This is a genomic window from Burkholderia sp. Ac-20392, assembly GCF_017104585.1.
Lineage (GTDB): Bacteria > Pseudomonadota > Gammaproteobacteria > Burkholderiales > Burkholderiaceae > Burkholderia > Burkholderia lata.
Map to the genome: position 1 here is coordinate 17,551 of NZ_JAAGPB010000026.1, position 23,052 is coordinate 40,602.

The 23,052-nt window shown below is 66.4% G+C and carries 16 protein-coding genes; 6 read left to right on the forward strand and 10 right to left on the reverse strand.

Annotated features, from left to right (window positions below; genetic code table 11):
* Positions 1-113: 113 nt before the first annotated feature.
* From G3N99_RS06275 to G3N99_RS06285, 3 genes are all read right to left on the reverse strand, one after another.
* Positions 114-1,304 carry a TCR/Tet family MFS transporter gene (locus G3N99_RS06275; protein WP_174987271.1) on the reverse strand — a complete coding sequence of 397 codons (1,191 nt, stop codon included), beginning with the start codon at positions 1,302-1,304 and terminating at the stop codon, positions 114-116.
* A gap of 11 nt (positions 1,305-1,315) precedes the next feature.
* Positions 1,316-2,482 (reverse strand): hypothetical protein, encoded by a 1,167-nt coding sequence (locus tag G3N99_RS06280; protein ID WP_174987269.1) that lies wholly within the window; start codon positions 2,480-2,482, stop codon positions 1,316-1,318.
* A gap of 514 nt (positions 2,483-2,996) precedes the next feature.
* A complete protein-coding gene (locus tag G3N99_RS06285) occupies positions 2,997-3,527 on the reverse strand; it encodes an isochorismatase family protein (protein ID WP_206121933.1) in 531 nt (176 codons plus the stop codon).
* Positions 3,528-4,349: 822 nt separating this feature from the next.
* On the opposite strand from G3N99_RS06285, the gene G3N99_RS06290 reads away from it, so the two are divergent.
* Positions 4,350-6,494: a hypothetical protein gene (locus G3N99_RS06290; protein ID WP_206121934.1), complete on the forward strand. Its 2,145-nt coding sequence runs from the start codon at positions 4,350-4,352 to the stop codon at positions 6,492-6,494.
* 162 nt (positions 6,495-6,656) lie between these two features.
* On the opposite strand, the gene G3N99_RS06295 is transcribed toward G3N99_RS06290, so the two are convergent.
* The 5 genes from G3N99_RS06295 to G3N99_RS06315 form a co-directional block, all read right to left on the reverse strand.
* Entirely contained in the window at positions 6,657-8,057 is a 1,401-nt protein-coding gene (locus G3N99_RS06295; RefSeq protein ID WP_174941185.1) for a sensor domain-containing diguanylate cyclase, read from the reverse strand.
* 261 nt (positions 8,058-8,318) lie between these two features.
* Positions 8,319-9,497, reverse strand: a complete 1,179-nt coding sequence (locus tag G3N99_RS06300) for an acetyl-CoA C-acyltransferase (protein ID WP_206121935.1) — start codon at positions 9,495-9,497, stop codon at positions 8,319-8,321.
* Positions 9,498-9,548: 51 nt separating this feature from the next.
* Positions 9,549-10,181 (reverse strand): bifunctional nicotinamidase/pyrazinamidase, encoded by a 633-nt coding sequence (gene pncA / locus G3N99_RS06305; protein ID WP_046545910.1) that lies wholly within the window; start codon positions 10,179-10,181, stop codon positions 9,549-9,551.
* Between the two features lie 40 nt (positions 10,182-10,221).
* Positions 10,222-12,306, reverse strand: a complete 2,085-nt coding sequence (locus tag G3N99_RS06310) for a 3-hydroxyacyl-CoA dehydrogenase NAD-binding domain-containing protein (RefSeq protein ID WP_206121936.1) — start codon at positions 12,304-12,306, stop codon at positions 10,222-10,224.
* A 201-nt stretch (positions 12,307-12,507) separates the two neighbouring features.
* Positions 12,508-14,151, reverse strand: a complete 1,644-nt coding sequence (locus G3N99_RS06315; RefSeq protein WP_174941599.1) for a 3-(methylthio)propionyl-CoA ligase — start codon at positions 14,149-14,151, stop codon at positions 12,508-12,510.
* A gap of 146 nt (positions 14,152-14,297) precedes the next feature.
* Here G3N99_RS06315 and G3N99_RS06320 point away from each other — a divergent pair, with 146 nt between their 5' ends.
* The 5 genes from G3N99_RS06320 to G3N99_RS06340 all read left to right on the forward strand — a co-directional run bounded on the left by G3N99_RS06320 (position 14,298) and on the right by G3N99_RS06340 (position 18,107).
* Positions 14,298-15,866: a protein adenylyltransferase SelO gene (locus tag G3N99_RS06320; RefSeq protein WP_206121937.1), complete on the forward strand. Its 1,569-nt coding sequence runs from the start codon at positions 14,298-14,300 to the stop codon at positions 15,864-15,866.
* Between the two features lie 44 nt (positions 15,867-15,910).
* Positions 15,911-16,342: a peptide-methionine (R)-S-oxide reductase MsrB gene (gene msrB, locus G3N99_RS06325; RefSeq protein ID WP_011352349.1), complete on the forward strand. Its 432-nt coding sequence runs from the start codon at positions 15,911-15,913 to the stop codon at positions 16,340-16,342.
* Between the two features lie 123 nt (positions 16,343-16,465).
* Entirely contained in the window at positions 16,466-16,996 is a 531-nt protein-coding gene (locus tag G3N99_RS06330) for a septation protein A (RefSeq protein ID WP_069745154.1), read from the forward strand.
* Between the two features lies 1 nt (position 16,997).
* Positions 16,998-17,306, forward strand: coding sequence for a BolA family protein (locus tag G3N99_RS06335; protein ID WP_174941195.1), 309 nt, complete (start codon positions 16,998-17,000; stop codon positions 17,304-17,306).
* 18 nt (positions 17,307-17,324) lie between these two features.
* Positions 17,325-18,107 carry a peptidylprolyl isomerase gene (locus G3N99_RS06340; RefSeq protein WP_069256899.1) on the forward strand — a complete coding sequence of 261 codons (783 nt, stop codon included), beginning with the start codon at positions 17,325-17,327 and terminating at the stop codon, positions 18,105-18,107.
* A 170-nt stretch (positions 18,108-18,277) separates the two neighbouring features.
* On the opposite strand, the gene G3N99_RS06345 is transcribed toward G3N99_RS06340, so the two are convergent.
* Positions 18,278-18,823, reverse strand: coding sequence for an N-acetyltransferase (locus tag G3N99_RS06345; RefSeq protein ID WP_206121939.1), 546 nt, complete (start codon positions 18,821-18,823; stop codon positions 18,278-18,280).
* Between the two features lie 5 nt (positions 18,824-18,828).
* Positions 18,829-22,893, reverse strand: coding sequence for a phosphoribosylformylglycinamidine synthase (gene purL / locus G3N99_RS06350; RefSeq protein WP_206121938.1), 4,065 nt, complete (start codon positions 22,891-22,893; stop codon positions 18,829-18,831).
* Positions 22,894-23,052 lie beyond the last annotated feature (159 nt).

Consider the following 23,052-nt stretch of genomic DNA (forward strand, 5'->3'; position numbering starts at 1 on the left):
GATCAGCGTTTTCGAACCGGCTTCCTGGAGGCGTTAACACAAGCCGTCGACGAAGCGCGGGGAGATAACAGCGACAGCCGGGGAACGCCACGCGCCATGAATGTCATGACCTTTCAAGCCATTCCTTGCGCCCTGCTCCGCCCTGCCACCGCTAGCACGACCGGCACGGCGAGCACGTAGATCGCGACGCCCACGATCCACACGAGCCCATTCCAGCCCGGCCGCGACAGCGCGTAAATCCAACTGAACACGAGCGGCCCAAAAATCGCCGCCAAGCTGACGAAGCTCGCGACGACGCCCTGCAACTGCCCCTGGCGCTCGCCGTCGACGGCCTTGCTCTGCAGCGATCGCAGCGCGGGCAGCCCGATTCCGCCGAACGCGAGCAGCGGTATCAACGCGAATGCAATCCAGCTTGCCCGCGCGAACGCGAGGATGAGCAAGGCCGCCGCTTCGCAGACGATGCCGACCAGCAGCGTGCCGCGTTCGCCGAGCCATCGCGTGACCGGCCCCACGGCGAAACCCTGCGCGAGCGCGACGAGCGCGCCAAAGATGCCCAACGACACGCCGACTTCGGTTCCGGTCCAGCCGAAGCGGTCTTCGACGAAGAGCACCCAGACGGTGCTGTAGGTCTGCCCGACGAGACTGATCAGCAGGAACACCGCGAGCAGCGGCACGAGCGCACGAAACGAGAGCGCCCAGCGCAGCGGCGCGAACGGATTCAGCGCGCGCCAATCGATCGGCGCACGCGTGGGCCGATGCGACTCGGGTAGCATCCACAACGCGAGCAACAGGTTGACACCGTTCAGCGCGGCGGCGGCGAGAAACGGGTCGCGCACCGAAACGTCGCCGAGCGCGCCGCCGATGACGGGCCCCATGACGAAGCCGGCACCGAAGAACGCGTGGAACAAGCCGTAGCGGCGCGCGCGCCCGGCCTCGGGCGTGATGTCGGCGATGTAGGCCATCGCGACCGCCGTGTTCGCCGCGGTCAACCCCGCCACCGCGCGGCCGGCGAACAGCAGCCAAAGATGCGGCGTGAACGCCATGATCAGGTAGTCGATGGCCGCGCCCGCGAGGGAAAGGAGCAGCACGGGCCGGCGGCCGTAACGATCCGACAGCACGCCGAGGACAGGCGCGAAGACAAACTGCATCAACGCGTATATCGCGAGCATCGCACCGAACAGCGACGACACGTCGTCCGTACCGGTCATCGAGCGGAGCAGACCCGGCAGGATCGGGAAGATCAGCGCGATCCCCGCCGCATCGAGCACGACGGTGGCGAAGATCACGGCCAGCGGCCGATTCATGAGCCGGCGCGTCATGTTGTCAGCGTCGCGCTCGCCGCTTCCACCGCCAGCGCCGTTGCTTCGTCGTCGGGGGGCGGTGCGGCAGACGCGTTCAGCAAGTCCGGCCGGTACCGTTGCGCAACGGCCAGATACGGATCATTGGGGATCGGATGCCAGAGCCAGTAAGCCTCCGGCTGTTCGGCAGTGAACCCGGCGATATGGCTGGCAAGCGTTTGGGTAAGCGCGGCGGCCGCGTCCTGCTCCGGCATCGATGCATGGTATTCGATCGGGGCGAGAATGTTCATCGCAAAGCCCCGCTCATCCCGGCGCGATGCGAAACCCGGCAGGATCAGCGTTCCGGACCGAGCGTACCTCCCAGGTCCCGGCGGCAAGTTGAATTCGGCATCGTGGACCCTGGCGACGATGCCCTTGAATCTGGCGCTTGGGTAGACATCCACGACCATCACGACGACGCCATTGTTCGCGAGAACCTGCGAGATCTCGGCGCCGGTGTTCCTGCGGCCGAACGCGATCGGGGTTCCGTGGACGGCACGTCGGCCTTCGTAAATCCAGCGTTCGGTCAGCGTCGGCTGGTCGCTTATCGAATAGACGAAGCCAAGGTTGAATCCATGGTCCTTGAGATGCGCCGCGAACAGTTCGATGCTGCCGATGTGCGGGACCGCGAGAATGCAGCCGTTGCGTGATTTCGAAAGCGCGTGCGCGAGACAGGCCAGCGCTTTGCCGGGGATTCGGGCTTCGACGTCCAGCGCACGGCGCCGGTCGTGTTGCAGGTTGCCGAGATCGAACAGGACCGTGACCCATGCCGCCAGGCCCTCGATTACCTGGTCGTCCGTCGCGGCGCCCCCGCGGATAATGCTCTGGCGGACAAACATGTTGTTGGCCATTGAACTCGGCCTGCCGGCGATCACTTCGGCGATTTTTCGTGCGAGAGATGGCTGACGTGTAACGGGAACGAGTGGCGCCAGGCGGCCGACGAGGTTCACGACCGCGGTCTGGATATCTCCGTGCGGGCGTGGCAGCGGCGTGAGGAAGTCGGGCTGGCGCGGCGGGGTGACGGGATCTGTCATTTCTTTTCTGAGGTCCGCGTACAACGCGATCGCGCCGTCGCCATTGTTGAAATTCGCCCGATTGCCTGTATCGAGATGGCGCTTAGTTGGGAGGTCATCGCCAAGCGCCATATCGTGGTTCCGCAACGCCAGATGATAGTGGATCGCTCGGTTGGCGGGATGGTGGCGGAAGGCAAATAAACGCGAAAAAATGCTTGGCGCAGTGACTTGGCGAAGGCTTGCGGATATCGCGGTGCAGTAAGCGATTACGACAAAGCGAAAATCATGCGGCGGGGCGATTCGCTTACGTAGCGGTCTCGGATCGACATATCGAGGAAATGGACAGAGCATCCGAAATTGGCCGTTCCGGCTGAAACCCTAGCCGCTCACGCATGTTCCGCCGCCCCACCATTTGCTCGCGCGCAGACCGGCGCGGCCGGGCACTGAAAGGCAGGGATCGAAACAGGCGTCGCCTCATACCGGCAACGATGCGCGACTCTTATCCGTGCAGTCCGCCGACGCGAGAATCCCGCCTGCGACCGCCGGCAGCCAGCCTACCGAACCTGCCGGCCCAATGGCCGACATTCCGAGATTCACTCATCCGGCACCTGGAACATCGTTTCCGTCAGCGCACCAGCGCCGCAACTCACTTGATCAGACGCAGCACATCGCGAAAACACGGATGCCGGCTGGAGCCCAGCCATTCGAACCCGATCATCTCGACCGTCGCGATTTGCGCCCCCGCCGCGCCGAGCCGGGCGATCCCCGCGTCCCGGTCGATCGTCCTGCGCGACCCCACGGCATCGCTGACCACCGTGACTTTGCGGCCGCTGCGCAACAGCCCGAACGCCGTTTGCAACACGCACACGTGCGCCTCGCAGCCGGCGACGATGACACTGTTGCGCCCGGCCGGCAATGCCTCGACCAGGCCCTCCGCGCACGCGTCGAAATGGTCCTTGACGACGGTGTGCGAGCACAGCTCCTTGATTTCCGATACGTTCCGGCCCAGCTGGACGGGGCTCTGCTCGGTACCCATCACCGGCACCCCGATGATCTGCGCAATTCGGGCAAGTCGGACAGCCTGCGTGACGACGGACGCCCCTTCGTGGATCACCGGCATCAGCCGCGCCTGAAAATCAACCAATACGACCACTGAATCGTCGGACACGTGCAGCACGGCGCATTCTCCGGAGTGAAGGCGACATCAACCGCCATCGGCCATCGATGAAGAGTCGCTCAGTCGCAAAATCGTCAGCCCCGCAAAAGACGAATATCGAATCGTATCAGTGACCGACTGCGTCAATTCGATAAACGGAAGCGGTCCCCAAGCCTACCAAACTTGCCGGCGCCGCTGGCGTGATCGTATGGAGCCCGGGTCACGGAATCACCCACCGGTCCGGTCGCAGGAACACCGGTTGCTCACACTCCGTATCGCCGAATCCATCGCAATCCGCGCCTTCCGTTTGCACACCCCGAGACATGGCGACAGGCGAACCGTCACGATTCAATCCCGGTTCGGAATCAATCGCCAATTCGGACATCGATTGCCAATTGAATTTCACCAAACGCGATAATCAGCGCGCTTCCATTTCTTCATGAATTCGCACATTTTACCGACCCGGCAAGCAATAATTGCAACCTCATTTCAGAGCATTATTCGAAAACCATAAAATCATTATTGACTTCGACTTTATCCGAACTTTAGAATCTCCTACGACAGCTTACGTTTTGTTTCACACGCCGCGCACGCGCCAATGCCGGCAAGGCATCGGAACGCTAACAGAGAAGTCTTTCATGCCTGGCCGGGGCAGCACCTCTTTTTGTTTTCAATTCCGGCATTAACCGCCAATCGGTTACTTCCCATTCAATTCGCCCCCGAAGCACCCCCGGATTAAATCCGCGATTCTCAGGAATTCCGCAATACCGGACGAAGCAGATCGAGCACCTGCTCATTCGATAATTCTCATAAAAATCACCAGTCATCAGGAGGGACATCAACATGCATCGCCTTGCGAAGTCGCTGTGTCTCGGATTCATCTGCGCCGGCCTGCTCGCGGCCTGCAACGACGACGACGTCAAATCGAGCAACCCGCCGTCGAACAACGCTGCGCTGTCGTTCCGCATGGACACCGGCGGCCAGATCAACGCGTTCTACCGACAGGACAAGGTCGCCGCACACCTGCTGGTGCGCTCGTCGACGAAACCGCGCCTGCTGGTGGTCTTCCCCGCCGGCAACAGCGGCACCGGGCTGTGGTTCGACGACACCGCTCAGCCGGTGAACTGGAGCCTCGACACGCCGCCGTCCGCGCTATCGACACCTGATACTCACGGCCGCCCGCTGTACGGCATCGGCGCCGACGTGTCGGTCGACACCAACACGCTGACGATCCGCCAGGGCGTGCTCAGCAACGTGCGCTTCCTGCGCGACTTCAACGGCGGTGCAACGATTCCGCAGCAGATCCTCACCGCGCCGACGGCCCAGGGCAGCGCCGCGCAATGGCAGCGCGACCGGATCGACGGCGCGCCCGGCTATTCACTGCGCATCACGCTGCGCGACGGCGGCAGCATTACACCGGCAGCGGGCGGCAAGCTCGTCCTGAGCGCACCGGCGGGCTCGCACACGCTGCGGCTGCATGTCGATGCGCTGTCGGGCGAGACGCCGTTGTCGCCGATCACGCGCGCCGACCTGCTCGCGCCGTCCGTGAACCCCGACCCGGTGAGCCAGAACGTGCTCGAGTTCCTGAGCTTCCACGACAAGCTGCTGGCCGGCTCGTGGCAGTACGACACCTACTTCGGCCGCGACACGCTGATCTCGGTGCGCATGCTGATGCCCGTGCTCGAACCCGCGGCGATCGAGTCCGGCCTGTCGTCGGTGCTGAGCCGGCTGTCGACCGACGGCAAGGTCGCGCACGAGGAAGGGATCGGCGAATTCGCCCTCGTCGACAACCAGAAGAACGGACGGCCGAACGACCCGACGCCAACCTACGACTACAAGATGATCGACAGCGACTATCTGCTCGCGCCGATCGCGGCCGCGTGGCTGATCGACGATACGCGCGGCCAGGCCCGCGCGGCCGCGTACCTCGCGCAGCGCGGCAGCGACGGGCAGACTAATGGCAGCCGCCTGGTCGTCAACCTGCTGCACGTCGCGACGACCGCGCAGCCGTTCGCGCAGCAGCCGTCGGTCGCGAACCTGATCCACCTGCGGCCCGGCGAGATCGTCGGCAACTGGCGCGACAGCACCGACGGGCTCGGCGGCGGCGTGTACCCGTACGACGTGAATGCGGTGCTCGTGCCGGCCGCGTTGCGCGCGGCGAACGCATTCCTCACGCGCGGCCTGCTCGATCCGTATCTGGATGCCGGACAGCGCGCGACGCTCGCCAACACGGCAAACCAGGCGGCCACGTGGGAAACGCAGGCACCGCCGCTGTTCCAGGTCAGCGTGCCGGCCGCGCAGGCGGCCACCGACGTGTCGGCCTATGCGCCTTCCGCCGGCGTGCCGGCCGGCGCCGAGCCGGGCGTACCGCTGGCGTTCTACGCGCTGTCGCTCGATCAGCAGGGCAATCCGATTCCGGTGATGAATTCGGACGGCGGCTTCGCGCTGCTGTTCGGCACGCCGCCGGACGACGAACTTCAGCGGATCGTCGCCGACGTCACGCGGCCGTTCCCGACCGGGCTCGTGACCGATGCCGGCATGCTGATCGCGAATCCCGCGTATGCAAGCCAGGCGCTGTGGCCGAAGTTCACCAGTTCCGCGTATCACGGCACGGTGATCTGGTCGTGGCAGCAGGCGATGTGGGTGGCCGGGCTCGATCGCCAGCTCGCGCGCCAGGACCTGTCGGCCGCGACACGCACGCTGCTCACGCAGGCGCGGCAGACGATCTGGCAGGTGATCTCGAACGGACGCGACATGCGCACGTCGGAGATGTGGACGTGGTCCTACGTGAACGGCAAGTACCAGACCGATGCATTCGGCACGCGCAGCGCGGACGCCACCGAGGCGAACGCGGCGCAGCTCTGGAGTACGACGTATCTCGCGATCCGCGATCCGCAGCAGCGCGCCGGCAAGTACTGGTGGCAGGCGTCGCAGCGGATGCAGGACGCGCAGCCAAAGCAGAGCGCGGCGACCCTGGCGTCGCGGTAACGCATCGCCAGTCGCGTGCTGACCGGCATGCAAAAGCCCCGGGAGCGTCACCGCCCCCGGGGCTTCAGTAGACATTGAAGCGATCGACACCTCAACCGCACGACCGCATTGCTGATCGTCCCGCGTTAAATCACTATCGCCCGCGTGCAGCGCAACCCCGCATCACCGCGACACAACCCGGTTCCGCCCTTCCCGCTTCGCCTGGTACAAGCGTTCGTCGACCACGCGCAACAGCGCATCCACCGTGCTGCCGTCGGCCCCGTATTGCGCGACGCCGACGCTGACCGTCACCTGCACGCGCTTGAAATCGAGTCCGAACGGCGAACTCGCGATCGACGAGCGCACGCGCTCGGCCGTCATCCGCGCGCCTTCGAGCGGCATCTCCGGCAGCAGCGCCATGAACTCCTCGCCGCCGACCCGCGCCAGCCCGCCGGCCGGCCGGATCGCATCGAGGCACTGGCGCACGACGCCGCGCAGCACCTCGTCGCCAATCTGGTGCCCGTATGCATCGTTGATGTTCTTGAAATTGTCGAGATCGAGCGCGAGCAGGCAGAACGGCGTGCCGTCACGCTCGGCCCGCACCATCTCGCGCTCGACCTGCGCGATGAACTGCCGGCGGTTCGACGCGCCCGTCATCGGATCGGTCGCGGCCATGTATTCGAGCTTCTGGTTCGTGCGGCGCAGTTCCTGCAATGCGCTCTCGGTGCGCGCCATCGATTCCGACAGCCGGCTCATCAGGTCTTCCTGGCTGTAGATCGCGGAGAACGAGCGCGTCGTCTGCAGCGCCTGCACGACACCGTAGCTGAGCAGGAAGAAGCCGCCCGCGAAAATCGCGTGCGCAAGCCACCACATGTGATTCCACGGCTTGCCGAGGATGAACGCGAGCGACGACAGCGCGAACGCCATGATCGACACGCCGTAGATCACCATCAGCGGCGAGCGGATCCGCCGCGCGAGCAGCACGGCGACGTTCAGCAGCGAGAACACGAGCGCGCCGCCCTCCATCGACAGCCGCGTGCCCAGCGCGCCCGCGACCGGCGAATACGCGATGTACGCCACGACCACGTTGACGATCAGGAAAAACACGATCCACGGCAGCCACGTGCGCACGCTGGTACGCTTCTCGATCCGATCGGGCGGGCGCGAATACGACAGCAGGCCCGTGAGCAGCAGGATCGACATCACGAGCCGCGACGCAGGCCCGTACAGCAGGAACAGCCAGATGTTGTGATGCGCCATTCCGGTGAACGCACCGTGCAGCGCGTAGATCATCGCGAAGCCGAGAAAGCCAAGTGTCAGCCAGCGCAGCAGCGGCTCGCCGGACGACCGGTAGCACACCCACGTTACGTAGGTGACGAATGCGCCTTCGAGGGTCGCGGCAGCGATTGCGATTTCATGGAACGCGTGGCTCTCGAACACGACGTGCGGGTCGCTGAAGAACCACAGATAGGCGATCAGATAGGCAGGCAGCAACGCGAATCCGATCAGCAGGCATTTCGCGTAGAGCCTCGCGGCCGCGCTGACGACGCGCGGCGGTTCCCCGGCTGCATAGGTCGTACTCATTCGGTCCCCGGTCGGTCTGCTGCGTTGGTTCGAACCTTCGCGGCACGGATCGCGCAACGCACGATCCGGCCCATCGTGCCGAAAGGCAAATGTCAGAGCAAGTATAGGTGGGGCAATTCGTTTGACAAGTAAGGGGAAACGGCATTGCCGGGTGCATGCCTTTTGCTTCCCGATTGTTTCGAATGGTGGGTCAGTCGCACCGATTCGCATCGCGGCCGCCTGCCTCGCCGAAGCGAAACCGCGGCCGCCATCTGCCAAAGATCAGAGGATTTCGAACAGGCCGGCTGCGCCCTGCCCGCCGCCGATGCACATCGTGACGACCACGTACTTCACGCCGCGCCGCTTGCCTTCGATCAGCGCATGGCCCGTCAGGCGCGCGCCCGATACGCCGTACGGATGGCCGACCGCGATCGCGCCGCCGTTCACGTTCAGACGATCCTCAGGAATCCCGAGCGTGTCGCGGCAGTACAGCACCTGCACCGCGAACGCTTCGTTCAGTTCCCACAGGCCGATATCGTCGACCTTCAACCCCGCCTGCTTCAGCAGCTTGGGTACCGCGAACACGGGGCCGATGCCCATCTCGTCCGGCTCGCACCCGGCCACCGCGAAACCGCGGAACACGCCGAGCGGCTGCAGCCCTTCGCGCTGCGCGGCGTCGGCGCTCATCACGACGCAGGCCGACGCGCCGTCCGAGAACTGGCTCGCGTTGCCGGCGGTGATCACGCCACCCGGCACGGCTGACCGGATCTTCGACACGCCTTCCAGCGTCGTGTCGGGACGGATCCCTTCGTCCGCCGAGACCGTCACTTCCTTCGTGAACAGGCGGCCCGTCGCCTTGTCGGCGATGCCCGCGAGCACAGTGATCGGCGCGATCTCGTCGCGAAAGCGCCCGGCTTCCAGCGCGGCTGCCGCCCGCAGTTGCGACTGCACGCCGTACTCGTCCTGCCGCTCCTTCGAGATGCCGTAGCGCTTCGCGACGTTCTCGGCCGTCTGCAGCATGTTCCAGTAGATCTCGGGCTTGTGCTGGACGAGCCAGCCTTCCTGGATCATGTGGTGGTTCATCTCGTTCTGCACGCACGAGATCGATTCGACGCCGCCTGCCACATACACTTCGCCTTCGCCCGCGATGATCCGCTGCGCGGCCAGCGCGATGGTCTGCAGCCCGGACGAGCAGAAACGGTTCACGGTCATCCCCGGCACCGTCACGGGCAGCCCCGCGCGCAGTGCGATCTGCCGCGCGATGTTCGCGCCGGTTGCGCCTTCGGGGTTCGCGCAACCCATGATCACGTCCTCGACGCGTGCGGGGTCGAGCTTCGCGCGTTCGAGCGCGGCCGCGACCACGTGGCCGCCGAGCGTCGCGCCATGCGTCATGTTGAAAGCACCGCGCCAGGATTTCGCCAGCGGCGTGCGGGCGGTCGATACGATTACGGCTTCGGTCATGCGAGTCTCCTTCGGTCCTGCATCATGTCCTGAATCGGATGGGGAATTGCGCTACGCCGCCGGGCGCGCGCCCGCGGACGTCACATGCGCGACGCCCGCTGCCTGCATCTGTTGCCATGCGTGGGCGAGCGACCCGTTCAGGTCGATCGCGCGGCACGCATCGTTGATCACTGCGGCTTCGAAACCGGCCGCGCGCGCATCGAGCGCCGACCACGCGACGCAGTAGTCGGTCGCGAGCCCGCAGCACCACACACGCTTCGCGCCGAGCTCGCGCAGATAGCCCGCGAGCCCGGTGCGCGTCGTGCGGTCGGCTTCGACGAACGCGGAATAGCTGTCGACCTGCGCGTCGCCGCCTTTGCGGATCACGAGCCGCGCGTGCGGGATGTCGAGGTCGCGATGCAACGCCGCGCCGTCGGTGTCCTGCACGCAGTGCACGGGCCACAGCACCTGCTCGCCGTACGGCAGCGCGAGCGTGGAGAACGGTTCGCGGCCCGGATGGTTCGCCGCGAACGACACGTGCTCGCGCGGGTGCCAGTCCTGCGTCAGCACGACCTGGTCGAAGCGTTGCGCCAGCGCGTTGATCACCGGCACGACCGCGTCGCCGTCGGGCACCGCGAGCGCGCCGCCCGGCATGAAGTCGTATTGCACGTCGATCACGAGCAGTACGTCGTCGGTGCGTTTCATTGCGTTTCTCCGGGTGTGCGTCGCGCCGCGATCCTGCGCGTCAGCCGTTGAACCCGCGGCCGGCCTTCGCGAGCTCCGCGATCGACGGCGCGAGCTGCCATGCGTCGCCGTTCGGTGCAGCTGCGTAGCGGCGAATCGCGCGCTCGACGTTGTAGAGGCCGACCACGTCCGCGTACAGCATCGGGCCACCGCGCCACAGCGGGAAGCCATAGCCGGTCAGGTAGACCATGTCGATGTCGGACGCCTTCGATGCGATCTTCTCTTCGAGAATCTTCGCGCCTTCGTTGACGAGCGCGAACACGAGCCGCTCGACGATCTCGTCGTCGCCGATCTTGCGCCGCTCGACGCCGCGCTCCTTCGAATACGCGACGACCATCTCGTCGACGAGCGACGACGGCTTCGCCTTGCGATCGCCCGGCACGTAGTCGTACCAGCCGGCGCCCGTCTTCTGGCCGAAGCGGCCCTGCTCGCACAGGCGGTCGGCGATCTTCGAGTACTGGAGATCGGGCTGCTCGATGTAGCGGCGCTTGCGGATCGCCCAGCCGATGTCGTTGCCGGCGAGGTCGCTCATCCGGAACGGGCCCATCGCGAAACCGAATTTCTCGATCGCACGGTCGACCTGCGCGGGCAGCGCGCCTTCCTCGAGCATGAACAGCGCCTGGCGGATGTACTGCTCGATCATCCGGTTGCCGATGAAGCCGTCGCACACGCCCGACACGACCGCCGTCTTGCGGATCTTCTTCGCGACGGCCATCACGGTGGCCAGCACGTCCTTCGCGGTCTGCGCGCCGCGCACGACCTCGAGCAGCTTCATCACGTTCGCCGGGCTGAAGAAGTGCATGCCGACGACGTCCTGCGGACGCTTCGTGAACGCCGCGATCTTGTCGACGTCGAGCGTCGACGTGTTCGACGCGAGGATCGCGCCCGCCTTCGCAACTTCGTCGAGCTTCTTGAACACCTGCTCCTTCACGCCGAGTTCCTCGAACACGGCCTCGACGATCAGGTCGGCGTCTTTCAGGTCGTCGTAGGACAGCGTCGGCGTGATCAGCGCCATGCGCGCGTCGAGCTTCTCCTGCGTGAGCTTGCCCTTCTTCACCTGCGCGTCGTAGTTCTTGCGGATCGTCGCGACGCCGCGCTCGAGCGCGTCCTGTTTCGTCTCGAGCAACGTCACGGGCAGGCCCGCATTGATGAAATTCATCGCGATCCCGCCGCCCATCGTGCCCGCGCCGATCACGCCGACGCGGCGAATCTCGCGCAACGGCGTATCGGCCGGCACGTCGGGAATCTTGCTCGCCGCGCGCTCGCCGAAGAATGCATGTCGCAGCGCACGGCTTTCCGGCGTCATCATCAACGCGACGAAACCTTCGCGCTCGGCAACGCTGCCCTTGTCGAAGCCGTGCAGCACGCCGGCCTCGATCGCATCGATGCACTTGTGCGGCGCAGGGAAGTTCGGTGCGGCGGCCCGGGCCGAATTGCGCGCGAACTGGATGAAGCCCGCGGCGTTCGGGTGGACGATCTTGCGATCGCGCACGCGCGGATGCGGCCCCTTCTGCGCACCGACCTTGCGGGCGAACGCGACGGCCGCGTCGAGCAGGTCGCCGTCGGCCATTTCGTCGAACAGCCCGCTCTTCGCGAGCTGCTCGGACGGCACGGGCGCGCCCGACACGATCATGTTCAGCGCGGTTTCGAGCCCCACTGCACGCGGCAGGCGCTGCGTGCCGCCCGCGCCCGGCAGCAGGCCGAGCTTCACTTCGGGCAGCGCGACCTGCGCGCCCGGTGCCGCGACGCGGTAGTGCGCGCCGAGCGCGAGCTCGAGGCCGCCGCCCATCACGACGCTGTGCAGCGCCGCGACGACGGGCTTCGCGCTTGCCTCCACCGCGTAAATCACGGTGTGCAGCGTCGGCTCCTGCAACGCCTTCGGCGTATTGAATTCGGTGATGTCCGCGCCGCCCGAGAATGCGCGTCCCGCGCCGGTCAGCACGATGGCCGTGACCGACGGGTCCTGCGCGGCGCGATCGAGCGCGTCCATGACGCCCTGACGGGTCGACAGGCCGAGCCCGTTGACGGGCGGATTGTTGAGTGTAAGGACGGCCACGCCGTCGCGAGTCGAGTAATCCACTGCCATCTGCCTGCCTCCATGCATCGCGCGCCGGGGTGGCTGCGCTTCATTGTGCGCGGTCGAACAGCCGCATGTCCGGATGAACGGAGGCAGCATACAACGAAAAAGCACGGTCGTTCAATTTGAATTTTTTCCCGATGCCGGTCGCCCGATCCGGGGACGGATCGGGCGACCGCTTCACGAACCGCTTCCGGCCCGGGCCCGGCGTTACGGCTCGCAGACCGCCGTCGGCAACACGTAATCGCGGAACGTCTCGCGCAGCTTCAGCTTCTGCAGCTTGCCGGTCGCGGTGTGCGGCAGCGATTCGACGAATACGACGTCGTCGGGAATCCACCATTTCGCGACCTTGCCTTCGTAGAACGCGAGCAGCGCGTCTCGGTTCAGGTTTGCCCCGTCGCGCGGCACCACGACGAGCAGCGGGCGCTCGGTCCATTTCGGGTGCGCACAGGCGATGCAGGCGGCCTCGGCCACGCCCGGGTGCGCAATCGCGACGTTCTCGATGTCGATCGAGCTGATCCACTCGCCGCCCGACTTGATCACGTCCTTGCTGCGGTCGGTGATCTGCAGGAAGCCGTCGGGGTCGATCGTCGCGACGTCGCCGGTCGGGAACCAGCCGTCCGACAGCGGCGACGACTCGCCGCGAAAGTAGTGGTCGATCACCCATGGGCCGCGCACCTGCAGTTCGCCGAACGCGACGCCGTCCCACGGCAGCTCGTGGCCGTCCTCGCCGACGATGCGCATGTCGACGCCGCAGATCACGCGCCCCTGCTTCTCGAGCAGCTTGCGCTGCGCGTCGAGCGGCCGCTGCGACTGCGCCCAGTTGAGCTTCGCGAGCGTGCCGAGCGGCGACAGCTCGGTCATCCCCCATGCGTGGATCACGCGCACGCCGTATTCGTCCTCGAAGGTGCGCAGCATCGCGGGCGGGCACGCGGAGCCGCCGATCACCGTGCGGTTCAGCGTCGAGAAGCGCACGCCGGCTTCGCGCATGTAGTTGAGCAGGCCGAGCCACACGGTCGGCACGCCCGCCGAGAACGTCACGCGCTCGGCTTCCATCAGCTCGTACAGCGATTTCCCGTCGAGATCCTTGCCGGGCAGCACGAGCTTGCCGCCCGTGAGCGGCACCGCGTACGGCAGCCCCCACGCGTTGACGTGGAACATCGGCACGACGGGCAGCACGGCGTCCATCGCGGACAGGTTCATCGCGTCGGGCAGCGCGGCGCCGTACGCGTGCAGCACGGTCGAGCGGTGCGAATACAGCACGCCCTTCGGGTTGCCGGTCGTGCCCGACGTGTAGCAGAGCCCCGACGCCTGCTGCTCGTCGAGGCGCGGCCAGTCGTAGCGGCCGTCCTCCGCTTCGACGAGCGTTTCATAGCAGAGGAACGGCGTCGTGCCGGACGGCAGGTGCGCGGCGTCCGTCATCGCGACCCAGCCCTTCACGTGCGGACATTGCGGCGCGATGGCCGCGACGAGCGGTGCGAAATTGATGTCGAAGAAGACGTAGCGGTCTTCCGCGTGATTGACGATGTACGCGATCTGCTCGGGGAACAGGCGCGGGTTGATCGTGTGGCACACGGCTCCCATCCCGCCGATCCCGTAATACGCTTCCAGATGCCGGTAACCGTTCCACGCCAGCGTGCCGACGCGATCGCCGGATTCGACGCCGAGCCGCGTAAGCGCCTGCGCCAGCTGCTTCGCGCGGCGTTCACAATCGCGGTACGTGTAGCGATGCAGATCGCCTTCCACGCGCTTCGACACGATCTCCGTATCGCCGGCGTGCCGCGCGGCATGAGAAATCAGCGAGGACACCAGCAACGGCATGTCCATCATCTGGCCCAGCAACGGCTTACCCATCGTCTTGTTCTCCGTGAGGATGCGAATCGGTGCCTCTGCGGCGCGCCCGTCAGCGGCCCCGGACGGGCGTGGCGCACGGTGCGCGGGCCACCATGCGGGCGGCGCGGCGCCGCCTTACAATATCGGCTTACCCAGAGGCGCTCAACATGTCGTTTTCCCGAAGCGCAGCCGATTCGGCTGACACCCTCCCCGACCTCGCCGCCACGCTCGGCGAGCCCGCCGTTGGCGCGTTCGTCACGCTCGGCGACGCGTTTCATACGCGGCTGCCGGCCGCGCCGCTTGCGGCGCCATACGTCGTCGGCTTTTCCGACGAAGTCGCGCAACTGCTCGACCTGCCGCAGTCGATCGCCGCGCAGCCCGGCTTCGCCGAGCTGTTTGCCGGCAACCCGACGCGCGACTGGCCTGCGAACGCGATGCCGTATGCATCGGTGTATTCCGGCCACCAGTTCGGCGTGTGGGCCGGCCAGCTCGGCGACGGTCGCGCGCTGACGATCGGCGAGCGCACCGGCACGAACGGCCGCCGCTACGAGCTGCAGCTGAAAGGCAGCGGCCGCACGCCGTACTCGCGAATGGGCGACGGCCGCGCGGTGCTGCGCTCGTCGATCCGCGAATTCCTGTGCTCGGAAGCGATGCATCACCTCGGCATCCCGACCACGCGCGCACTGACGGTGATCGGTTCCGACCAGCCGGTGGTGCGCGAGGAGATCGAGACGTCGGCCGTCGTCACGCGCGTGTCCGAGAGCTTCGTGCGCTTCGGCCACTTCGAGCACTTCTTCTCGAACGATCGCCCCGACCTGCTGCGCCAGCTCGCCGATCACGTGATCGACCGCTTCTATCCGGATTGCCGCCACGCCGACGATCCGTACCTCGCGCTGCTCGAAGCCGCGACGCTGCGCACCGCCGATCTCGTCGCGCAGTGGCAGGCAGTCGGCTTCTGCCACGGCGTGATGAACACCGACAACATGTCGATCCTCGGCGTGACGATCGACTACGGCCCGTTCGGCTTCGTCGATGCGTTCGACGCGAACCACATCTGCAACCACTCGGATACGAGCGGCCGCTACGCATACCGGATGCAGCCGCGCATCGCGCACTGGAACTGCTATTGCCTCGCGCAGGCGCTGCTGCCGCTGATCGGCCTGCAGCACGGCATCGCCGACGACGATGCGCGCGCCGAACGTGCAGTGGAGGACGCGCAGGCCGTGCTCGCGAAATTCCCGGAACGTTTCGGCCCCGCGCTCGAACGTGCAATGCGCGCGAAGCTCGGCCTCGAGCTCGAGCGCGAGAACGATGCCGAGCTTGCCAACAAGCTGCTCGAGACGATGCATGCGAGCCACGCGGATTTCACGCTGACGTTCCGCCGGCTCGCGCAGATCTCGAAGCACGACGCGAGCCGCGACGCGCCCGTGCGCGACCTGTTCATCGACCGCGACGCGTTCGACGCGTGGGCGAACCTCTACCGCGCGCGGCTGTCCGAGGAAACGCGCGACGATGCGGCACGTGCGGCCGCGATGAACCGCGTGAATCCGAAATACGTGTTGCGCAACCATCTCGCCGAAGTCGCGATCCGGCGCGCAAAGGAAAAGGATTTTTCGGAAGTCGAGCGTCTCGCGCAGATCCTGCGCCGGCCGTTCGACGAACAACCGGAGCATGAAGCGTACGCGGCGTTGCCGCCCGACTGGGCCGGGTCGCTCGAAGTGAGCTGCTCGTCCTGAGCCCCAACCCGCGCGTATCGACCGACCGATCAGGAGAACCCCACATGTCCCACGATTCCGACGACAAGACCTTCCCGTACGAGAAGGACGACGCCGAGCTGCGCCGTCGGCTCACGCCGATGCAGTACGAAGTCACGCAGCATGCGGCAACCGAGCGTGCGTTCACCGGCGAATACACCGACACCGAAGACGACGGCATCTACAAATGCGTCGTCTGCAGCACGCCGCTGTTCGAATCCGGCTCCAAATTCCACTCGGGCTGCGGCTGGCCCAGCTACTTCAAGCCGCTCAACGGCGAGGTGATCGACGAAAAGGTCGACTACTCGCACGGGATGGTGCGTGTCGAGGTGCGCTGCAACCACTGCGGCGCGCATCTCGGCCACGTGTTCGAGGACGGCCCGCGCGACCAGACCGGTTTGCGGTACTGCATCAATTCGGCTGCGTTAAACTTCGAGTCCCGACCCGAAAACGAATGAGCGGCGCCGGGCGGATCCGCGGGGCACTCCTCGCCGCCGCCCCGATCCGCTCCGGCGGTGCCTGGCGGGTCCCTACAACGGTGAAAGGCCGCGCAAGCGGCCTTTCACGCAGCTGCGAGCGCCATGAAATTCCTGTTCGATCTGTTTCCGATCATCCTGTTTTTTGCCGCCTTCAAGGTCTGGGGCATCTTTACCGCTACCGCCGTCGCGATCGTCGCGACGCTGGCCCAGGTCGCATGGGTTGCCTTCCGGCACCGGAAGGTCGACACGATGCTGTGGGTCAGCCTCGGCGTGATCGTCGTTTTCGGTGGCGCCACCCTCGTCCTGCATGACGAGAAATTCATTCAATGGAAACCGACTGTGCTGTACTGGCTGTTTGCGGTCGGGCTGCTCGCCGCGCGTTATGCGTTCGGCAACAACCTGATCGAGAAGATGATGGGCAAGCAGCTCACGCTGCCGCACCCCGTGTGGGACAAGCTGAACGTCGCCTGGGCGCTGTTCTTCGCGGTGCTCGGCGTCGCGAACCTGTACGTGGTGCACAACTTCACCGAATCGCAATGGGTGAACTTCAAGCTGTTCGGCACGACGGGCGCGATGGTCGTATTCATCATCCTGCAGAGCCTGTGGCTCACGAAATACCTGAAGGACGAGTGACATGACGGACGCCTTTCTCCACGCGTCGCCTGACGAACGCATCGCGCTGATCGAAGCGCGCCTCACCGCCTCGCTCGCCCCGGTGTCGCTCACCGTGCGCGACGACAGCGCGCAGCACGCAGGCCACGCCGGCGCGTCCGCCGGCGGCCACTTCACGGTCACGATCGTGTCGGCCGCCTTCGCGGGCAAGCCGCGCGTCGCGCGGCACCGGCTGGTGTATGATGCGCTCGCTGATGCGATGCAGCGCGGCATTCACGCGCTCGCGATCGTGGCTTACACGCCCGAAGAATTCAACGAATCTTCAATCTAGTCTCATTAGGAATTCCCGATGATCCTGAAATCCCCCCGCCTGTGGGTCGCGGCGGCTGCTTTTGCAGCGGCACCGGCATTTGCCCAGAACATCGCCGTCGTCAACGGCACGCCGATTCCGAAGTCGCGCGCCGACGCGATGGTTGCTCAGCTCGTCCAGCAAGGCCAGACCGACAGCCCGCAACTGCAGCAGGCCGTCCGCCAGGAACTCGTGAACCGCGAAATCCTGATGCAGGAAGCGATCCGTGAAGGCATCCCGAACCGTCCGGACGTGAAGGCGCAAGTCGCCGTCGCGCAGCAGACCGTCGTGCTGCGTTCGATGATCGAGAGCTTCCTGAAGAAGAACCAGCCGACCGACGCCGAAGTGAAGGCGCGCTACGACGACCTCGTCAAGGGCGCCGGCGGCAATCGCGAATACCACCTGCACCACATCCTCGTCGACAACGAGCAGCAGGCGAAGGACCTGATCGCGAAGATCAAGGCCGGCGCAAAGTTCGAGGATCTCGCGAAGCAGTACTCGAAGGATCCGGGTTCGGGCAAGAACGGCGGCGATCTCGACTGGTCCGACCCGAAGGCGTACGTGCCGGAATTCGCGGCGGCTGCGCAGAAGCTGCAGAAAGGCCAGATGACCGACACGCCGGTGAAGACGCAGTTCGGCTGGCACATCATCCGTGTCGACGACATCCGCGACATCGCCCCGCCGCCGTTCGATCAGGTGAAGGCACAGATCGCGCAGCAGCTCGTGCAGCAGAAGCTGCAGGCGTTCGAGGAAGGTCTGCGCCAGCAGGCAAAGATCCAGTAACGCCGGCGCTCGTCGCCGCATCGAAAAGCCGCTCTTCGGAGCGGCTTTTTTATTGCCCGCGCACTGCTTGCGGGCGCGTCACGATGCGCTTGCAGCCCGGCAAAAGAAAAAGGCCGCTCTCCAGAGAGCGGCCCTTTCCGTGCCGGATTCACGCGCACCGCATGCGCAGGTTACGCGGGATAAAACACGTCGTGATAGCGAACGTCACCCGACGGACGCAGCGCCGAATCGTCGAGCGACAGCGCGAGGAAATACTCGGGCGGCACGCCCGGGAACACGATGTCGCCGGATGGCGCAAAGCCGAACCGCGTGTAGTACGCGGGTTCCCCGAGCAGCACGCAGCCGCGTGCGCCAAGCCGGCGCAACGCGTCGAGCCCCGTGCGCACCAGCCCCGCACCGATGCTCTGTCGCTGGCAGTCGGGCAGCACCGCGAGCGGCGCCAGCCCGTACCAGCCCTGGCTACCCGACGGTTCACCACCGATCGACACCGGCGAGAACGCAACGTGACCGATCAGGCGGCCGTCGCGCTCCGCGACGAGCGAGACGCTCAACGCACCGTCCGCACGCAGCGTATCGACGATCCGCCGTTCGAACTGCCCGCCTTCCGGCTCGCCAGCGAACGCCGCGACGATCACGCGGCCGATCGCGTCGGCCTCGCTCGCGCGCTGGTCGCGCAGCGTGACGACCTCGACCGGCGCGTTCGGATCGAACATCATCCCGATCAACCGATCCAGCGGCGCGCGTTGCGGAACACGCGCATCCACGGGCTCGCTTCACCCCAGCTTTCCGGGTGCCAGCTCATCGCGACCGTGCGATGCACACGCTCCATGTGCGGCATCAGCACCGAGAAGCGGCCGTCGGCCGTCGTGACCGACGTGATGCCGGCCGGCGAGCCGTTCGGGTTGAACGGATAGCCCTCGGTCGCTTCGCCGCGGTGGTCGACGTAACGCATCGCGACCGCGACGCGATCGATGTCGCCCTGTTGCGAGAAGTCCGCGTAGCCTTCGCCGTGCGCGACCGCGACCGGAATCCGCGAGCCTTCCATCCCCGCGAAGAAGATCGACGGCGATTTCTGCACTTCGACGAACGAGAAGCGCGCCTCGAACTGTTCGGACTTGTTGCGCGTGAACTTCGGCCACGCTTCCGCGCCCGGGATCATCGACGCGAGGCTCGACAGCATCTGGCAGCCGTTGCAGATGCCGAGCGCGAACGTGTCGGGACGCGCGAAGAACGCCGAGAACATGTCGGCGAGGTTCGCGTTGAAGCGGACCGTCTTCGCCCAGCCTTCGCCCGCACCCAGCACGTCGCCGTACGAGAAGCCGCCGCATGCGACCGCACCCGCGAAATCGGCGAGCGTGGCACGGCCGGCCAGCAGGTCGCTCATGTGCACGTCGTGTGCATCGAAGCCCGCGCGATCGAACGCGTAGGCCGTTTCCAGATGCGAGTTCACGCCCTGCTCGCGCAGGATCGCGACGCGCGGCCGTGCGCCCGTTGAGATGAACGGCGCGGCGATGTCGTCGGCCGGATCGAAGCTCAGCACCGGCGAGATGCCCGGATCGGCCGCGTCGAGCAGCGCGTCGTATTCGGCATCCGCGCACGCGGGGTTGTCGCGCAGGCGCGCGATGCGCCAGCTCACTTCGCCCCATGCGCGATGGAGTTCGGTGCGCGGTGCGTCGAAGATCTTCTTCGCGTCGCGATACACCTCGATCACGTCGCGATCGTTGACCGAGCCGATCACGTGCGAGCACGCCGACAGGCCGAACTCGCGCAGTGCGCCGAGCACCGCGTCACGGTCGGTCGCACGCACCTGCACGACGGCGCCGAGTTCCTCGGAGAACAGCGCGCGCAGCGTGCGATCGTCGCGACGGCCGCTCGTCTGCTTCGCCCAGTCCTTCGCGTCGCCGTAGTCGGATTCGTGATTCGGGTCGAGCGTCAGCATGTCGACGTTCAGCGACACGCCCGCGTGGCCCGCGAACGCCATTTCGCACACCGTCGCCCACAGGCCGCCGTCCGAGCGGTCGTGGTATGCCAGCAGCTTGTCCTGCGCATTGAGCGACTGGATCGCGTTGAAGAAGCGCTTCAGGTCTTCTGCGTCGTCGACGTCCGGCGTCGTGTCGCCGACCTGCTGCGTGACCTGCGCGAAGATGCTGCCGCCCATCCGGTTCTTGCCGCGACCGAGATCGATCGCGATCAGCACGCTGTCGCCTGCGTCGGCGATACGGCGCAGTTGCGGCGTCAGGTGACGGCGCACGTCCTCGACCGGTGCGAACGCGGAGATGATCAGCGACACCGGCGACACCACTTCCTTCGCGACGCCCTGCTCGTCCCACTTCGTCTTCATCGACAGCGAATCCTTGCCGACCGGGATGCCGATCCCGAGTGCCGGGCACAGCTCCATGCCGATCGCCTTGACCGTGTCGAACAGCGCGGCGTCCTCGCCGGCCGTGCCGCATGCAGCCATCCAGTTCGCCGACAGCTTCAGCTTGTCGAGCGATGCGATCGGCGCGCTCGCGATGTTCGTGATCGCCTCGCCGACCGCCATGCGGCCCGACGCCGGCGCGTCGATCACCGCGAGCGGCGTGCGCTCGGCCATCGTCATCGCCTCGCCCTTGAAGCCCGCGTAGTCGAGCGCGGTGACCGCGCAGTCGGCCACCGGCACCTGCCACGGGCCGACCATCTGGTCGCGCACCGACGTGCCGCCAACCGAACGGTCGCCGATCGTGATCAGGAACGACTTGCTGCCGACCGTCGGGTGCTTCAGCACGTCGACCGCGACTTCCGACAGCGCGATGCCCGTCACGTCGACCGGCGCGCGCTCGGTCGCCACGCGCGTGACGTCGCGATGCATGCGCGGCGGCTTGCCGAGCAGCACTTCCATCGGCATGTCGACCGGGTATTCGTCGGCGCCCGCCGCTTCGTCGTCGACGAGCTTCAGCTGGCGTTCGTCGGTCGCGACACCAACCACCGCGAACGGGCAGCGCTCACGTACGCAGATCGCCTCGAAACGCGGCAGGTCGGCCGGTGCGATCGCCAGCACGTAGCGCTCCTGCGCTTCGTTCGACCAGATTTCACGCGGCGACAGGCCCGATTCCTCGAGCGCGACCTTGCGCAGCTCGAAGCGCGCGCCCTTGCCCGCACCGTCGACGATCTCGGGGAACGCGTTCGACAGGCCGCCCGCGCCAACGTCGTGGATGCTCAGGATCGGGTTTTCCGCGCCGAGCTGCCAGCAGCCGTTGATCACTTCCTGTGCGCGACGCTCGATTTCGGGGTTGCCGCGCTGCACCGAGTCGAAGTCGAGTTCGGCCGTGTTCGCGCCGGTCGCCATCGAGCTCGCGGCGCCGCCGCCCATCCCGATCCGCATGCCGGGGCCGCCGATCTGGATCAGCAGCGAGCCGGCCGGCACGTCGTGCTTGTGCGTATGTTGATCGGCGATGTTGCCGAGGCCGCCCGCGATCATGATCGGCTTGTGATAGCCGTGCACCTTCCCGCCGACGTTCTGCTCGTACACGCGGAAGTAGCCGCCGAGGTTCGGACGGCCGAATTCGTTGTTGAACGCGGCGCCGCCGAGCGGGCCGTCGATCATGATCTGCAACGGCGACGCGATGCGGTCCGGGCGGCCGTACGGGCCGTGCGCATCGTTCGGGTTGCGCTCGCCGACCGGCTGGGCCGCGTCGCGCGCGTTTTCCCACGACTGGCGTGCGTCGGGCAGATCGAGGTTCGACACGGTGAAGCCCGTGAGGCCGGCCTTCGGGCGCGCACCGCGGCCCGTCGCACCTTCGTCGCGGATCTCGCCGCCTGCGCCGGTCGCCGCACCCGGGAACGGCGAGATCGCCGTCGGGTGGTTGTGCGTCTCGACCTTCATCAGCGTGTGCGTGAGCTCGTTGTGGCGGCCATAGCGCTCGCCCGGCTCGCCGGCCGCGCCCGCGTTGCGCGGGAACCAGCGTTCGGCTTCGGCGCCGACCATGATCGACGAGTTGTCCGAATACGCGACGATCGTGCCCTGCGGGTTCAGCTTTTCGGTATTGCGGATCATCGCGAACAGCGACATGTCCTGCGCTTCGCCGTCGATCGTCCACTGCGCGTTGAAGATCTTGTGGCGGCAGTGCTCGCTGTTCGCCTGCGCGAACATCATCAGTTCCACGTCGGTCGGGTTGCGTTCGAGCTTGCGGAACGCGTCGACCAGGTAGTCGATCTCGTCGTCGGCGAGCGCGAGGCCCAGCTCGACGTTCGCGCGTTCGAGCGCACCGCGGCCGACGCCCAGCACGTCGACGCTCGCGAGCGGCTTGGCCGGCAGTTCGTCGAACAGGTGCTTCGCGTCGTCGCGCGCCGCGACCACGCTTTCGGTCATCCGGTCATGCAGCGCGGCTGCGACGGCCGCACGTGCGTCGTCCGACAGCGCCTTCTTGCCGCCGAGCAGGCCCGACTTCAGCGTGACCGTGAACTCGACGCCGCGCTCGATGCGACGCACCTGCGTGAGGCCGCAATGCTGCGCGATGTCGGTCGCCTTGCTCGCCCACGGCGAGACCGTGCCGAAGCGCGGCAGTACGACGAAGGTCTCGGCCGTGCCCTTTTCAGTCGCCGGTTCGAACGGCGCGCCGTAGTGCATCAGCGCGTCGATGCGCGCGCTGTCGTCGGCCGACAGCGGCTCGGCCGCATTGACGAAGTGCAGGAACTGCCCGCGCACCGCGACGATGTTGGCGTCGATTTGCCTGAGCGTGTCGAGCAGACGGGTTTGACGGAAATCGGAGAGGGCCGAAGCGCCGGGAAAACACGAGAAGTGAGCCATGGGCTGGACTGACGTCGATGAGTCGCGCGAGGTGGCGACGTGGGGCGAAAGGAAGGCCGTAATTATACCCGGAAGTCGGTCGCCCCAAACCGGCTGATCGGTAGCCCGCATGCACCGCAACGGTGCCGCGGTGCGCGCCGCCCACGGGCCGCCCGCCGG

What these genes read in the sequence shown, in the direction of transcription:
- G3N99_RS06340 (WP_069256899.1), top strand. Translation starts at nt 17,325, where the DNA reads ATGATCCTGAAATCCCCCCGCCTGTGGGTCGCGGCGGCTGCTTTTGCA.
- G3N99_RS06330 (WP_069745154.1), top strand. Translation starts at nt 16,466, where the DNA reads ATGAAATTCCTGTTCGATCTGTTTCCGATCATCCTGTTTTTTGCCGCC.
- G3N99_RS06280 (WP_174987269.1), bottom strand. Translation starts at nt 2,482, where the DNA reads ATGGCGCTTGGCGATGACCTCCCAACTAAGCGCCATCTCGATACAGGC.
- G3N99_RS06335 (WP_174941195.1), top strand. Translation starts at nt 16,998, where the DNA reads ATGACGGACGCCTTTCTCCACGCGTCGCCTGACGAACGCATCGCGCTG.
- G3N99_RS06310 (WP_206121936.1), bottom strand. Translation starts at nt 12,306, where the DNA reads ATGGCAGTGGATTACTCGACTCGCGACGGCGTGGCCGTCCTTACACTC.
- purL (WP_206121938.1), bottom strand. Translation starts at nt 22,893, where the DNA reads ATGGCTCACTTCTCGTGTTTTCCCGGCGCTTCGGCCCTCTCCGATTTC.
- G3N99_RS06300 (WP_206121935.1), bottom strand. Translation starts at nt 9,497, where the DNA reads ATGACCGAAGCCGTAATCGTATCGACCGCCCGCACGCCGCTGGCGAAA.
- G3N99_RS06345 (WP_206121939.1), bottom strand. Translation starts at nt 18,823, where the DNA reads ATGATGTTCGATCCGAACGCGCCGGTCGAGGTCGTCACGCTGCGCGAC.
- G3N99_RS06315 (WP_174941599.1), bottom strand. Translation starts at nt 14,151, where the DNA reads ATGGGTAAGCCGTTGCTGGGCCAGATGATGGACATGCCGTTGCTGGTG.
- G3N99_RS06290 (WP_206121934.1), top strand. Translation starts at nt 4,350, where the DNA reads ATGCATCGCCTTGCGAAGTCGCTGTGTCTCGGATTCATCTGCGCCGGC.
- G3N99_RS06320 (WP_206121937.1), top strand. Translation starts at nt 14,298, where the DNA reads ATGTCGTTTTCCCGAAGCGCAGCCGATTCGGCTGACACCCTCCCCGAC.
- msrB (WP_011352349.1), top strand. Translation starts at nt 15,911, where the DNA reads ATGTCCCACGATTCCGACGACAAGACCTTCCCGTACGAGAAGGACGAC.
- G3N99_RS06295 (WP_174941185.1), bottom strand. Translation starts at nt 8,057, where the DNA reads ATGAGTACGACCTATGCAGCCGGGGAACCGCCGCGCGTCGTCAGCGCG.
- G3N99_RS06275 (WP_174987271.1), bottom strand. Translation starts at nt 1,304, where the DNA reads ATGAATCGGCCGCTGGCCGTGATCTTCGCCACCGTCGTGCTCGATGCG.
- pncA (WP_046545910.1), bottom strand. Translation starts at nt 10,181, where the DNA reads ATGAAACGCACCGACGACGTACTGCTCGTGATCGACGTGCAATACGAC.